Origin of the sequence: Microbacterium oxydans (assembly GCF_000956525.1) — a bacterium.
Lineage (GTDB): Bacteria > Actinomycetota > Actinomycetes > Actinomycetales > Microbacteriaceae > Microbacterium > Microbacterium oxydans_A.
The window spans coordinates 71676-86177 of the sequence record NZ_JYIW01000026.1 but is presented as its reverse complement, the minus strand read 5'-3'; the positions used below and the strand labels follow the sequence as shown (position 1 = coordinate 86177).

Below are 14502 nucleotides of genomic sequence, written 5' to 3'. Positions count from 1 at the left end.
TAAACCTCAACTAGAGGTGTAAAGTGTTTCCCGGTATTGCGTTCTCTTGATCGAAGGTATGCGCCGCGTGAGCGCGTGCGCGCAGCGACACGGGCGTGTCGCTTCATTCCCGTCGGAATGCCTCGAAAACCGGCCCGATCGGGTCAGCCGACGACCGCGGTCTCAGCAGACGAGACGTCGACCGTCGATGCATCCGGCTTCGCCTTCAGCGCCTGCGCGAGCACGAGCGCCTTCGTCGGAGAGTCCTCCGCACTCCCCCAGACCACGGTGAGGCCGGTGCTGAGTGTGAGCGTGACGTCGTCCGCCGTGCTCGCACGCACACCGGTCAGCTGACCGCGGATGTCGGCGGGCAGCGACCGCACCACCAGACCGGCGCTCTCGAACGCCGATGACTGCGTCCCGCCGGTGACGTCGAGGAGCGGTTGACCGGCCGGCTGATCCGTCGTCGTCGCGAGCGCGACGCCGGCGGCGTCGACCAGGGTGTACCCGGCATCCGATCGGATGACACCGACCGGCGTCCGCTCGACGATCCGCACGGTCAGGTCGTGCGGCGGCTTGGCCTCGAGCGCATAGGTCTCGATGAGCGGGAATGCCAGCAGCGCGGCTTTGACCTCGCTCGAGTCGACCAGAGCCAGAGGCGTGCCGACCTGATCGGCGAGTGCCGCCTCGATCACGGCCGGATCGAGCGATGCGGCCCCGACCACGGTGATCTTCTCGACTGCGAAGAGCGGGCTGTAGGCTGCCGCGACGCTGCCGCCGATCAGCAGGACGATCGCTCCCATGCTGCTGAGCCAGACGATCCGGCGTCGCCGGGAACGCTGGGTGAACCGGCGGATCTCGCCGCGCAGGGCCTTCCGTCGTGCACGGGCAGCACGCCAGACGTCACGCGTCGATGTGGGCTCGGGAGCGGACTCCTCCGTCGCCGCCGAGTCCTCGTCCGTGTGTCCGGCGATCGGCACCGGGCTGACGACCCCGTCGGACGACGAACGTCGACGAGAGCGTGCGCCTGGCACTGCCTCGTCGTCCCCTGGGCTCTCCCGGGTCGGAAGCGGTGGGGGGCGTCGCATCGGCTAGGCCTCGACAGGCCGGCGGAGCGACTCCAGCACCTGCGGGATGATCTGGTACACGTTGCCGCAGCCGAGCGTGATCACGAAGTCGCCCTCGTCGGCCACCGACGCCGTATAGTCGGCCGCCTCCTGCCAGTCGGCCACGAAGTGCACGTGCGACGGGTCGCGGAACGCGCCGCTCACCAGTTCACCCGTGACGCCGGGCACCGGGTCCTCGCGGGCGCCGTAGACGTCGAGCATGACGGTATGGTCCGCGAGCTCCTCGAGCACGTCGGCGAACTCCTGGTACATGTGCTGCGTCCGCGAGTACGTATGCGGCTGCTGGATCGCGATGATCCTCCCGCCGCCGGAGATCGTGCGCATCGCCTCGAGGGCCGCTCGGACCTCGGTCGGGTGGTGCGAGTAGTCGTCGTACACCGTGACGCCGCGCTCGACGCCGTGCTGCTCCAGACGGCGGACCGTGCCGGCGAATCCCTCGACGGCGCGAACGGCGTCGGCGAGCGGGTAGCCGAGCGCACGCAGCACCGTCACGGTGCCCGCGGCGTTGATGGCATTGTGCACACCGGGAACGGCGAGCTGCATCCGTGCGCTCTCGTCGCCGTGCGTGATGGTCGCTGCGACGGGCCCGTCGGCGACGATGTCCGTCACACGCACGTCGGCATCTGCCGCCTGCCCGAAGGAGAGCACGTGAGGATGCGAGAGACCGGCTCCGACGCGAAGCGCGCCGGGGTCGTCACTGGAGATCACGACGGCCTCGCTCGCGGCATCGGCGAAGCGGACGAATGCGTCATGGAACGCCTCCTCCGAGCCGAAGTGGTCCAGATGGTCGGGATCGACGTTCGTGATGAGCGCGATCGCGGTGTCATAGAGCAGGAACGTGCCGTCCGACTCGTCGGCCTCGATCACGAAGAGTTCATCGGAGCCGGTCGCGCTCGAGATGCCGAGCTGCTCGATCACGCCGCCGTTGACGAAGTGTGGGTCTGCGCCCAGCTCATGCAACGCCGTGACGATCATCCCGGTCGAGGTGGTCTTGCCGTGCGCGCCTGCGACCGACACGAGACGACGCGAGCCGATCAGCCAGTGCAGCGCCTGTGAGCGGTGGATGACATGCAACCCGCGCTCCTTGGCCGTGACGAACTCGGGGTTCTCGGGCCAGATCGCACCGGTGTGCACGACGGTGTCGGCGTCGCCGAGGTGCGCAGCCTCGTGGCCGACGTGCACCGTGGCGCCGGCTGCAGCCAGTGCCCGCAGGTTGTCGCTGTCTGCACGGTCGGAACCGGACACGCGGATGCCTGCATCGAGGAACATCCTGGCGAGTCCGCTCATGCCGGAACCGCCGATGCCGATGAAGTGCGCGGAGGTGATCGTCTCGGGGATCGGGAGGGTGAGGTCGGGTCTGATCATGTCGAGGCCAGTCTAGTTCGGGGTGCCGAGGGCACGATCGATGAGCGCGAGCACGTTCTCGGTGCCCGTGCGGGTGCCGACGTGCTCCGCGGCCGCGGCCATCCGGGCGATCCGAGGACGATCGTTGAGCAGCGGGATCACGGTGGCCCGCACCGCGTCGCCCGTGAAGGTCTCGTCGTCGAGGAGCTGTGCCGCGCCTGCGGCGACGGCGGAGCCGGCGTTGAGCCGCTGCTCGCCGTTGCCGACCGAGTACGGCACGTAGAGCGCCGGGATCCCGAGTGCGCTCACCTCGCTGACCGTGGCGGAACCGGAGCGCGACAGGATCAGGTCGGCCAGCGCGAAGGCGAGGTCCATGCGGTCGACATAGCGACGCAGGGCATAGCCCTCGATGCCGGGATCGGGAAGATCGCTGCGCTCCCCCGTCACGTGCAGCAGCTGCCAGCCGGCGTCGAGGACGTCACGCCACGAGTCGGCGAGAGCCTCGTTGAGACGCTGCGCGCCGAGCGAGCCGCCGAACGCGAGCAGTACCGGCTTCGCGGCATCGAGGCCGAACGCCTCAGCCGCCTCAGCGCGCGAGCCGGCCCGATCGAGACCGATCACCTCTCGGCGGAGCGGCATGCCGACGACCTCACCACCGCGCAGCGGGGTGCCGGTGAATGCGACGCCGACAGCTGCGGCCCAGCGGGCGCCGAGCACGTTCGCGAGTCCGGGCTTCGCGTTCGCCTCGTGCACGACGAACGGGATCCGCTCACGGCGCGCTGCGACATAGGCGGGCGCCGAGGCATAGCCGCCGAATCCGACGACGACATCGACCCCGTGCTCGCGGATATGCGCGCGCACCTGGGCGATCGCACGACGGAAGCGGCCGGGAAAGCGCAGCGCCTGACGGTTCGGACGGCGAGGGAACGGCACCTTGTCCACGATCAGCAGCTCGTAGCCGCGCTCCGGCACGAGCCGCGACTCGAGTCCTTCAGCGGTGCCCAGCACCAGCACCTCGGCGGCGGAGTCGCGTTCACGAAGGGCGTCGGCGACGGCGAGCAGGGGATTGACATGGCCGGCGGTGCCACCGCCGGCGAGCAGGTACGAGGTCACTGAGCGACCCTACCCCGCCCTGCCGAAGGAGCCCTGCGAGCAGACGGGCGTGATTCGCGCTGGCCGGATTCCACCGGGAGTGTGCGGGCGAACGCCAGTAGTACCCCGCACGCCATCAGCACCGCGAGCAGTGCGGTGCCGCCCTGCGACATGAACGGCAGAGGCACGCCCATCACGGGGAACAGACCGATCACGACACCGATGTTCAGAACGGCCTGTCCGACGATCCAGACCGTGATCCCACCCGCGGCGACGCGGATGAACGGATCGTCGGTCTTGCGGATGACGTGGAAGGCGCCGATCGTGAAGAAGGTGAAGAGGGCGAGCACGACGATGCAGCCGATCAGGCCGAGCTCCTCGCCGACGATCGCGAAGATGAAGTCGTTGCCTGCGGCGGGAAGCCAGCCGTACTTCTCCTGGGAGTTGCCGAGGCCGAGGCCGAAGATCCCACCGCTGGCCATGCCCCAGATGCCATGGATCGACTGGTAGCAGTCGGTGTAGTACAGGCTCATGTCGTCGCAGGTGGCGGTGATGCGCCGCATCCGGTCGTCGCTGGACAGCGCATAGGCGAGGACCGCGACGACCCCGAGGATCACCGGGATGATGAACAGGCGCAGCTTCACGCCGGAGAAGAACAGGCAGCCGAGCAGGATCAGCACCAGCACCATCGCGGTACCGAGGTCCTTACCGCCGAGCACCGTGCCGATCGCGAGGGCGCCCACCGGCACCACCGGGATGAACACCTGATGCCAGGTGCCGAGCATGGCGTGCTTGCGGAGCAGCACGTACGCGACCCACAGTGCGAGGGCGAGCTTGAGGAACTCGGAGGGCTGCAGGCTGAAGCCGGCGATGGAGATCCAGTTCCGGTTTCCGCCGTCTTCGATGCCGAGCGGTGTGAACACCAGCAGCTGCAGTGCGACCGCGCCGAACAGCGCCGGCCAGGCCATGCGCTTGAGGAACTTGACCGGCAGCCGGCTGATCAGGAACATCAGCGGCACCCCGAGCACAGCGAAGATGCCCTGACGGAGCGCACCGCTCATCGGGTTCTGACCGCTCTCGATCGCACCGGCACTCGTGGCCGACAGCACCATCACGAGTCCGAACAGCGTCAGCAGCAGCGCCGTCGACGTGATCATCAGGAACTCGGAGGACACCGGGACGAATCGGCGACCGAGCGAGACGCGCGCCGCGAGACCGCCTGACTCAGAGCGCGGGGGCCGGGCCACCTGCGTCATGGGCGCTCCCCCGGTCGATCCACTCACGCACCGCTTCGGCGAAACGGTGGCCTCGATCCGCGTAACTGGTGAACTGGTCGAAGGATGCAGCGGCGGGAGCCAGCAGGACTGTTCCCTCACCGTCGACGATCTCGACCGCGATCTCCACGACGCGATTCATGACGTGTCCAGTCTCGCCAGCATCCACCTCGAACACCGGCACCGCGGGCGCGTGTCGTCGGAATGCCGCCATGACCTCGGCTCGTTCCACACCGATCACGACCGCGGCGCGTGCCGTTCGTCCGGCGTCCGAGACGAGGTCGGAGAGATCGACGCCCTTGAGATCGCCGCCGACGACCCAGACCGCACCGGGGTATGCGCGCAGCGAGGATGCGGCCGCGTGCGGGTTCGTCGCCTTGGAGTCGTCGATCCAGGTGATGCCGCCGTGACGAGCGATCACCTGGATGCGATGCGCATCGAGGCGGAACCCCTGCAGGGCGGTGTGGATCGCTTCGGGGGCGACGCCCAGCGACCTGGCGATCGCGGATGCCGCGAGGATGTTCTGCACGATGTGCGGCGCTGCGAGGCCGACGGCATCGAGGTCGGCGAGGGTGGTGAGCTCGAGCGCACTGCGCGAGCGGTCGTCCAGGAATGCCCGGTCGACGATCAACCCCTCGACGACACCGAGGTCGCTCGGTCCGGGGATGCCGAGATCGAAGCCGATGGCGCGAGCTCCCTCGACCACCTCGGCCTCTTCGACCATCCTCCTGGTGGCTTCATCGGCCTTGTTGTAGATGCAGGCGACGCGGGTGTTGCGGTAGACGAGCGCCTTCGCGTCGCGGTATGCCTCGGCGCTGCCATGCCAGACGAGGTGGTCGTCGGCGAGGTTCAGGCACACGGCCGCGTGCGGGAACAGCTCCCCCTCGGCAGCAGACTGCCCGAGGTACCAGAGCTGGTGGCTGGAGAGCTCGACGACGAGCACGTCGAATCCTGCCGGGTCGCGGACGGCGTCGAGTACCGGCACGCCGATGTTGCCGCACGGCGCCGCGCGCAGACCGCCTGCGACGAGCAGCGACGCCGTCAGCTGCGTCGTCGTGGTCTTGCCGTTGGTTCCGGTGATCAGCACCCAGTCGGCGGCGGAACCGTCATCGCGCGTCACCTTGTCGCGCACGCGCCAGGCCAGCTCGATATCACCCCAGAGAGCGATGCCGGCATCCAGCACCCAACGGATCACCGGGTGCGAGGGCGAGAACCCCGGCGAGGCGATGACGACCTCAGGCGCGAAGTCCGCCAGGCTCTGCGGCACCGAATCGAGCGCCGTGAGCTCCAGACGGGCACCGATGACCGGGATCAGCTTGGAGTACTCCTCATCGGCGGACTCGCTCAGCACCAGTACGTCGGCGCCGAGCTCGGTCAGCGTGTCTGCGACCGAGAAGCCCGTCATCGACAGACCGAGCACCGCGACGCGGAGCCCCTTCCAGTCGGCATGCCAACTGGTCAGGGTGCGCAGGCGATCAGCTGACACGCGTCAGCCATTCGACGTAGAACAGACCGACCGCCGAGACCGCCAGGAGGCCGGCGATGATCCACAGCCGCACGACGATCGTCACCTCGGCCCACCCGCGCATCTCGAGATGGTGATGGAACGGGCTCATGAGGAAGAGCCGCTTGCCACGGGTGATCTTGAAGTACGCACGCTGCAGGATCACCGAACCGGACGACAGCACGAAGACACCGGCGATCACGAGCAGGAGCAGCTCGGTGCGGGTCAGGATCGCCATCGCGGTGATCACGCCGCCGATGGCCATGGACCCGACATCGCCCATGAAGACCTTCGCCTTCGGAGCGTTCCACCACAGGAAGCCGACGAGACCGGAGGCGAACGACGCTGCGATGATCGCGAGATTGAACGGATCGCGGATCTCGTAGCACCCGGCGAGGGCGCCCATGTCGACGCCTTCGCCCACGCAGGGCTGCTTGAACTGCCAGAACGCGATCACGCTGTACGCGCCGACGACGATGACACCGGCGCCCGCAGCGAGGCCGTCAAGACCATCCGTCAGGTTCACGCTGTTCGACGTCGCGACACCGATCACGGCGATCCACGCCAGATAGAGGACCCAACCGAGGATCACGCCGAACGCGAAGAGGTTGAGCCAGCTGATGTCACGGAAGAGCGAGATCGACTCGCTCGCCGGGGTCTGGCCGAACTTGTTCGGGAAGTTGAGGGCGACGATGCCGAACGGGATGACCACGATCAGCTGACCGATGATCTTGCGCCAGCCGGAGAGTCCGAGGCTGCGCTGGCTGCGCACCTTCATGTAGTCATCGATGAACCCGACTGCGCCGAAGCCGACCATGAGCCAGATCACCAGCAGCGCTGAGAGCGCCGGCACTCCGCCACCGACGTAGACGCCGGTGAAATAGCCGACGATGGTGCCGACGATGAAGATCACGCCACCCATCGTCGGGGTGCCGCGCTTCGCCTCGTGATTCGGGTTCTCGAGCGCCTCAGGGGTGCGGATGACCTGCCCCCAGCCCCACTTCCGGAAGAGCCGGAGGAAGACGGGGGTCAGGAACAGGTTGAAGGCGAGCGAGATCGCGGCCGCCATGATGAGTGACCTCACGAGAACAATTCTCCCAGACGATCGCCGAGATGCCGGAGGCCCACGGAATTGGATGATTTCACGAGCACGCGATCACCGTCGCGCAGCTCGGTGCGGAGGTACTCGAACGCGGCGTCCTGATCGGGCAGGTGCACCGCCTCGCTGTCCCAGGAGCCTTCGCCCACCGCCGAGAGATAGAGCCGCCGCGCCTCGTGCCCGACGACGACGATCCGCTGGATGTTCAGCCGTACCGCGAGCAGACCGATCCGGTCGTGCTCCTCTCCGGCGCTCTCGCCGAGTTCGCTCATCGCGCCGAGCACGGCGACCGTCCGCTCACCCGGCCCCGTGATCTGAGCGAGCGTGCGCAGCGCCGCCGCCATCGAGTCCGGGCTGGCGTTGTAGGCATCGTTGATGATGCGCACGCGATCGTTGCCCATCGGCTGCATCCGCCAGCGTTCTGCGAGTTCGACCGTCTCGAGACGCGCGATGGCGTCTGCCGTGGAGACACCGAGCACGCCGGCGGCGGTGATGGCGGCCAGCGCGTTCGTGATGTGGTGCGCGCCGAGCACGCGCAGGTGCAGCGGGTACCGCTCGCCGCGCGCTTCGATCACGCAGTGCGTGCCGGCAGCGGTGACCTCGATGTCGTGGGCGCGGATGTCGGCGGCGGAGCTCTGTCCGAATCCGACGACGCGCATGCCGCGCGACTCTGCGAGGGCGCGCATGGCTGCGACCCTGGCATCGTCGACGTTGAGCACGGCGGTGCCATCAGGGCGCGCGGCGGCGACGAGCTCGGCCTTCGCCTTGGCGGTCTCCTCGATGCCGCCGAAACCGCCGGCGTGCGCCATGCCGACCATCAGCACGACCGAGATGTCCGGCTCGACCAGCCCCGCGAGGCGGGCGATGCTGCCGGGCGCCGCAGCGCCGAACTCGCTGACCAGGAATCGGGTCCGCTCCGTCACACGCAGCATCGTGACCGGGGCGCCGACCTCGTTGTTGTACGAGTTGATCGGAGCGACCGTCTCGCCATCGTCCTGCAGGATGCGGGCGAGGAAGTTCTTCGTTGTGGTCTTGCCGTTCGACCCCGTGATGCCGACGATCCGGAGTCTGCCGAGCGCACGGACGCGGGCGACGACCTCGCGCGCCAGCTCTGCGAGCGCATCGATCACATCGGCGACGACGATCTGCGTCACCTCGTCGTCGACCGGATGCTCGACGATGGCCAGTACGGCTCCGCCCTTGATCGCCGAACCGACGAAGCGATGTCCGTCGGTCTCGGCACCCGGCTTGGCGACGAAGATCGACCCGGGTTCCATCACCCGCGAATCGGTGTCGACGACGCCGTCGACGACGGTCTCGGCCGAATCGGTTCCGGCGAGGCGCAGTTCACCGCCGGTGATCTCGGCGATCTCAGCAAGCGACAGGGCGATCATGACATCTCCAGGCGCGGCTTTCGCCGGCTATTCGAACTTGGGAAGCAACGCGTCCATCGGGACGGAGGACGGCATCACGCGATAGGTCTTCATCACCTGCGTCATCGCCTTCTGGAAGGCCGATGCGGTCGCGGCGGACGATACAACCTTAGTCGGCTCGTCGAGCGTGACCACGACGACGTACTGCGGATCGTCGACGGGCGCGAAGCCCACCATGCTCGTGTAGTACACGCCAGCCTTGTAGCCGCCGTTGCCGTCGGGAACCTGTGCGGTACCCGTCTTGCTGGTCACCCGGTAACCGGGGACCTGGATGCGCTCGGCATTGCCGCCCTGCACCGCGACGTTCTCGAGCATGCGGGTGATGTCGGCTGCGGTCTGCTCCTTGATGATCCGCGTGTGCTCCGGCGTGTCGGCCGCGACGACCGTGCCGTCAGCCTTCGTGCAGGACTCGATCAACGACAGGTCGATCTTCTCGCCGCCATTGGCGATCGCCTGGTAGGCGCCGGCGACCTGAGCTGCGGTGACGGTGAAGTACTGGCCGAAGGTGGTGGTGTACAGCGATTGGTTGTCCCATTCGCTCACCGGGTGCAGGGTCCCACCGACCTCGGACGGGATGTCGATGGTCTTCTTGCCGACACCGAATCGCTGCAGATAGTCGTAGCGCACGTCCGGGCTCACCATCGTGCCGAACTTCGACAGGGCGACGTTCGACGAGTCGATCAGTCCACCGGCGAGCGTGTAGTTGTATGCCGGGTGCGTGAAGGCGTCGTTGATGACGGCGCCGTTGGGGAACTTCTCCCGCGAGGAGGCGCTGACGGTGCTCAGCGGTGTGAGACCGGCGCCTTCCATCGCCGCGGCAGCCGTGATGGCCTTGAACGTCGACCCCGGCTCGAAGTCGTGGTGGAAGATCTCGCTTCCCCATCCGTCCCCGGTGATCGTGCTGAGGTCGTTGGGGTCGAGGGAGGGCCATTCCGCCGCCGCCCGGATCTTGCCGGTCTTGACCTCGACGACCGTGACGGTTCCGCCCTTGGCGCCCTGCTTCTGCGCCTCTTCGGCGATCATCTGCTGGAGGTACCAGTTCAGGTCGCTGTTGATCGTGAGCTGCACGCTGCCTCCGTCGACCGCATCGACGATGCGCTCGCTGCCGGGGATGACGACGCCGTCCTTGCCGGTGCGGTACGTCTGCTCTCCGTTCACCGGGGCGAGGCAGGACTGCTCCATCTTCTCCACACCAGCCTGCGCGGTGCCGCTGCCGTCGAGGAAGCCGACGACGTTGCCTGCGACCGCACCGTTCGGGTAGACCCTGACCTCGCGTGACTCGAAGTGGAGGTACGCCAGGTCGAGGTCGCGCAACGCGATGTACTGCTCGGTGTCGAGCGACTTCGCGAGCGGTGCGTACTGACTGTTCTCGTTCTTCGCCAGCGCATCGGCGACCAGGGCGCGCACCTCGTCGCCGGTCTGGCCGGTGATCGCTGCGATCTGATCGGATGCCTCGGTCCACGGCACCTTGGGATCCTTCTCCTCCATGGTCCGGATCACCAGGGGGCTCAGCTGCGCGTCGTAGACCAGCACGCTCGACGCAAGCACGACGCCGTTCGAGTCGGTGACGGATCCGCGTTGACCGGCGATCGTGTTGCCCTTGCCGATGTGCACGAGCGAATCGGTGACGTGCTCGTCGGCGCTGACGACCTGGATGTCGACGAGACGCACGACGAAGGCACCGAGGACCGCCAGGATCACGGCGAGTGCCACGACGGTTCGGCGCCGCGGTCCGCGGGTGGCTCGTGTCGTCATGGGATTCTCTCCGTCGGATCGTGGGTGGTCGTGGTTCGTCGGCTAGCGCGTGGTGGGGCTCGGGAGCCCGTCGGTGATGGCCGGCGGGAGGTCCTGAGTCGTGGTCGGGGTGCCGTCCGCATTCACCGGTGTCTCGGCCGGCGGTGCGGTGATGAGGGCGTTGCTCACCGCTCCAGCACCGCTCGGGTCGACGGTCGAGGTCCAGTCCGCGCCGGCACCGACGCCGAACACCATGCCGTCGCTCAGCCGGAGGTAGGAGGGCGAACCCGCGACGACCATGCCGAGCTTCGACGCCTCGGTCGCCAGGACCTGCGGAGAGTTGAGCCCGGTGAGTTCCTCCTGCAGCGCGTGGGTCTGCAGGTTGAGCTCGCGCTGTTGCGAGGAGAGACTCGCGAGCGCGAAGGAGTCCTGGGTGATGGCCAGGGAGAGCGCGATCTGCACCGCGCCGATCGCGAGCGCTCCGCCGAGGGCCACGAGCGCGTAGGCGAGCTTCGGCTTACGGCGCGGCCGTGGCTCCGCGACGGGTCGCAGGCGTCGTTCCGGTGTGCGGGTCGGTGCGAGCGGCTGCGCCGGTTGCCGGACGGTGGCGTTCAGGCTCATGAGGTCTCCCGCAGCTTCTCGGCGGCACGGAGCCGCACCGGGATCGCCCGGGGGTTGCGGGCGCGCTCGTCGTCGCCGGCGAGTTCGGCGCCCTTGGTCAGGATCTTGAAGCGTGGTGCATGCTCGGGGAGCTCCACCGGGAGCCCTGCCGGGGCGGTCGAGGCGGATGCCGCGGCGAACGCCTGCTTGACCAGGCGGTCTTCCAGCGACTGGTATGACATCACCACGATGCGGCCGCCGACCGTGAGCGCGTCCATCGCGGAGGGGATCGCGTCGGCGAGCACGTTGAGCTCGGTGTTCACCTCGATGCGCAGCGCCTGGAACACGCGCTTGGCCGGGTGACCGGCGCGCTGGGCCGCGGCCGGGGTGGCGGCGATGAGGATCTCGACGAGTTCGCCGGAGCGCTCGATCGGCTTCTTCTGGCGTGCCTCGATGATGAACCGCGCGTAGCGTCCGGCCAGCTTCTCTTCGCCGTAGCGTTCGAAGATGCGTCGGAGGTTGCCCTCGTTGTAGGTCGCGATGACCTCTGCCGCGGTGACGCCCTTGGTCTGGTCCATCCGCATGTCGAGCGGTGCGTCCTTCGAGTAGGCGAAGCCACGCTCGGCCTCGTCCAGCTGCAGCGACGACACGCCGAGGTCGAACAGGATGCCGGAGGCGCCCTGCGCATGCAGGCCGATCTCGTCGTACACGGTGTGCACGAGGGTGACGCGGTCGTTGAAGCGGGCGAGCCGCTCCCCCGCGATGCGCAGCGCGTCGGTGTCGCGGTCGAGACCGATCAGCCGGATGTGCGGGAACCGCTCCAGCAGGGCCTCGGAGTGGCCGCCCATCCCGAGCGTGGCGTCGACGAGGACCGCGCCGTCCGCCTGCAGGGCGGGGGCGAGCAGCTCGACGCAGCGGTCGAGCAGGACTGGGGTGTGAATGTCTCGGAGGTTCATGATCTTTCTCGGGGTGACCTTCGGCTCTGATCCCCCTCCGCTTCGCGACCCGGCACCGGGGAAGTGTGTCGGGGCGGGAGCGGCGGGGCATCACAGCCGTGGTCAGAAGAGTCCCGGAATCACCTCCTGCTCCAGATCGGCGTAGGTCTCCTCACCAGCGGCGAGGTAGGTGTTCCAGCTCTCGGCATCCCAGATCTCGGCGTGTGCGCCGACTCCGGTGACGATGAGCTCTTTCTGCAGTCCTGCGTACTGACGCAGGTGGGCGGGGATGGTGATTCGGTTCTGGCTGTCCGGCATCTCAGCACTGGCACCGGAGAGGAACAGACGCATGAAGTCACGCGCCTGCTTGTTCGCGAGCGGCGCCTGTCGGATCCGCTCGTGCATGGTCTCGAATTCGGCCGTGCTGAAGACGTAGAGGCAGCGTTCCTGCCCTCTGGTGACGACGATGCCGCCACCGAGGTCTTCGCGGAACTTCGCGGGAAGGATGACCCTTCCTTTGTCGTCCAGCTTCGGTGAGTGCGTTCCCAGCAACATCGGCCATCACCCCCTCTCCGTCCGGCCAACTCGAGGTGCGCCCCACATTACTCCACTTTCCTCCACATTCCTACGGCCAATCAGCCGAATGCTGCCCACGCTCCCCTCGTGCGCCGCGAGGATCCGCGGAAAACCGGGGTGGAGGACGGTGGAGGGCCAGTGGAGGGAACTCTCACCCCCATGCCCCGCCGTGCGCGTGCCCTCAGAACACGCAAAAAGGCCCGGATGCTCAGAGCATCCGGGCCTTCAGGAAGAAGCAGTGGAGGTCAGTGACCGTCCTGGCGGCGATCCCATCGATCGTTCATACGGTCCATGAACGATCCGGACTCCTGCCGCTTCGCGGAGGGACTCGCCTTGGGCGTGACCGGAGTCGTGCGTCGTACCGGGGTGACCGCGAACATGACGCCGGCCAGCATCGCTGCGAAGCCGATCACGCCGATCACGATGCCGAGGACATCGCCCAGGATCACTCCGGCGACCAGTCCGCCGACACCGACCAGCAGGAGGAGCGCTCCGTAGACCAGGTTGCGGTAGCTCAGCGCACGATCGCCCGAAGGCGCGCTCACGACGTCGGCGTCATTGTGGAGGAGATGGCGTTCCATCTCGTCGAGCAAACGCTGCTCCTGTTCGGAGAGTGGCATTTCATCCCCCTCGGGTATCGTTCCCCCATTCTACGCGCGCTCCGGCATCGGGGGCTAGCAGTTCGATGCCTCCTTGCTTTACGTATGCTGGGAGTCGTGCCGTCCCCCTCCTCCATCGCAGACGCCGTCGCCGCCCGACTGGACCTGTTCCTGACGCGGATGCGAGCCGAATCACTCGACTACGGGCCGGATGCCGCCGCTCTCCTCGAGGCAGCCGCCGACACCCTGATCGGAGGCAAACGCCTCCGGGCGCGTTTCTGCCATGCCGGGTGGCGGACGATCGCTCGACTCGCCGACCGTGACGCCGTCGAGACCGACACGCTCTGGGACGTCTGCGCTGCACTCGAGATCTTCCAGTCGGCGGCTCTGGTGCACGACGATCTGATCGACAACTCCGACACCCGAAGGGGCCGTCCTGCGGCGCATCGCGCATTGGAGGCATCGCACCGCGCGGCCTCCTGGGCGGGCGACGCCGAGGCTTTCGGGCGGGCATCTGCCATCCTGCTCGGCGATCTCCTCGTCGCATGGAGCGATGACCTGCTGGAGTCGGCCCTCGACGGCCACCCACGCGCTCGCGCAGTCCGCTCCGAGTACGCGCGGATGCGGCGCGACGTCACGACCGGCCAGTACCTCGACATCGCCGAGGAGTCCGCGTGGAGCGTCAACCCGAACGACACACATGCGGCACGAGCGCTGCGGGTGGTCTCCCTCAAGTCGGCGCGCTACAGCATCGAACAGCCGCTGCGCCTCGGCGCGGCGATCGCCGGCGCAGACGCCGAGCAGCTGTCAGCCCTCAGCAGCTTCGGGCTTCCGGTCGGCATGGCCTTCCAGCTGCGTGATGACGTGCTGGGTGTGTTCGGCGACTCGTCCGTGACGGGGAAACCGGCCGGCGACGACCTGCGCGAGGGGAAGCGGACGGTCCTCATCGCACTCACCAGGGAGGCGCTCGATTCCTCGGCGCGGTCGGTGCTCGACGAGCTGCTCGGGGATCCGGAGCTCACGCCGGAGCAGGTGTCGTTCCTGCAGGCGACGATCGTCGGCTCCGGCGCCCTCGACAGGGTCGAGACGATGATCGCCGACTATGCGAAGGAAGCCGACAGAGCACTCAGCGGAGCACGACTCGAGAACGCGGCTGTGGGCGACCTTCGCGACCTGGCTCGCGCAGCCACCGTCAGATCAGCCTGA

13 protein-coding genes are annotated in these 14502 nt (G+C 67.9%); 1 reads left to right on the top strand and 12 read right to left on the bottom strand.

What is annotated here, in order from left to right; translation table 11 throughout:
* Nucleotides 1-143: 143 nt before the first annotated feature.
* From RS83_RS12950 to RS83_RS12895, 12 genes are all read right to left on the bottom strand, one after another.
* The gene (locus RS83_RS12950; RefSeq protein ID WP_045279956.1) at nt 144-1067 is read right to left on the bottom strand and encodes an FtsQ-type POTRA domain-containing protein; all 924 of its coding nucleotides are present in this window, start codon (nt 1065-1067) and stop codon (nt 144-146) included.
* Nucleotides 1068-1070: 3 nt separating this feature from the next.
* Nucleotides 1071-2471 (bottom strand): UDP-N-acetylmuramate--L-alanine ligase, encoded by a 1401-nt coding sequence (gene murC, locus RS83_RS12945; protein WP_045279955.1) that lies wholly within the window; start codon nt 2469-2471, stop codon nt 1071-1073.
* Between the two features lie 12 nt (nt 2472-2483).
* Nucleotides 2484-3563: a UDP-N-acetylglucosamine--N-acetylmuramyl-(pentapeptide) pyrophosphoryl-undecaprenol N-acetylglucosamine transferase gene (locus RS83_RS12940; RefSeq protein WP_045279954.1), complete on the bottom strand. Its 1080-nt coding sequence runs from the start codon at nt 3561-3563 to the stop codon at nt 2484-2486.
* Complete coding sequence (gene ftsW, locus RS83_RS12935; RefSeq protein ID WP_045279953.1) at nt 3560-4798, bottom strand: putative lipid II flippase FtsW; 1239 nt, start codon at nt 4796-4798, stop codon at nt 3560-3562. The genes RS83_RS12940 and ftsW overlap by 4 nt, the downstream gene beginning before the upstream one ends.
* Nucleotides 4767-6302, bottom strand: coding sequence for a UDP-N-acetylmuramoyl-L-alanine--D-glutamate ligase (gene murD, locus RS83_RS12930; protein ID WP_045279952.1), 1536 nt, complete (start codon nt 6300-6302; stop codon nt 4767-4769). The genes ftsW and murD overlap by 32 nt, the downstream gene beginning before the upstream one ends.
* The gene (gene mraY, locus RS83_RS12925) at nt 6292-7404 is read right to left on the bottom strand and encodes a phospho-N-acetylmuramoyl-pentapeptide-transferase (RefSeq protein WP_045279951.1); all 1113 of its coding nucleotides are present in this window, start codon (nt 7402-7404) and stop codon (nt 6292-6294) included. Before mraY ends, murD begins: the two co-directional genes overlap by 11 nt.
* The gene (locus RS83_RS12920; protein ID WP_045279950.1) at nt 7401-8813 is read right to left on the bottom strand and encodes a UDP-N-acetylmuramoyl-tripeptide--D-alanyl-D-alanine ligase; all 1413 of its coding nucleotides are present in this window, start codon (nt 8811-8813) and stop codon (nt 7401-7403) included. Before RS83_RS12920 ends, mraY begins: the two co-directional genes overlap by 4 nt.
* A 27-nt stretch (nt 8814-8840) precedes the next feature.
* Nucleotides 8841-10607, bottom strand: a complete 1767-nt coding sequence (locus tag RS83_RS12915) for a peptidoglycan D,D-transpeptidase FtsI family protein (protein WP_045279949.1) — start codon at nt 10605-10607, stop codon at nt 8841-8843.
* A 42-nt stretch (nt 10608-10649) separates the two neighbouring features.
* Nucleotides 10650-11207, bottom strand: coding sequence for a hypothetical protein (locus RS83_RS12910; RefSeq protein WP_045279948.1), 558 nt, complete (start codon nt 11205-11207; stop codon nt 10650-10652).
* Entirely contained in the window at nt 11204-12142 is a 939-nt protein-coding gene (gene rsmH, locus RS83_RS12905; protein WP_045279947.1) for a 16S rRNA (cytosine(1402)-N(4))-methyltransferase RsmH, read from the bottom strand. The genes RS83_RS12910 and rsmH overlap by 4 nt, the downstream gene beginning before the upstream one ends.
* A gap of 102 nt (nt 12143-12244) precedes the next feature.
* Complete coding sequence (mraZ, locus tag RS83_RS12900) at nt 12245-12676, bottom strand: division/cell wall cluster transcriptional repressor MraZ (protein ID WP_045279946.1); 432 nt, start codon at nt 12674-12676, stop codon at nt 12245-12247.
* 266 nt (nt 12677-12942) lie between these two features.
* Nucleotides 12943-13317 carry a DUF3040 domain-containing protein gene (locus RS83_RS12895; RefSeq protein ID WP_045279945.1) on the bottom strand — a complete coding sequence of 125 codons (375 nt, stop codon included), beginning with the start codon at nt 13315-13317 and terminating at the stop codon, nt 12943-12945.
* A gap of 84 nt (nt 13318-13401) precedes the next feature.
* On the opposite strand from RS83_RS12895, the gene RS83_RS12890 reads away from it, so the two are divergent.
* A complete protein-coding gene (locus RS83_RS12890; RefSeq protein WP_045279944.1) occupies nt 13402-14502 on the top strand; it encodes a polyprenyl synthetase family protein in 1101 nt (366 codons plus the stop codon).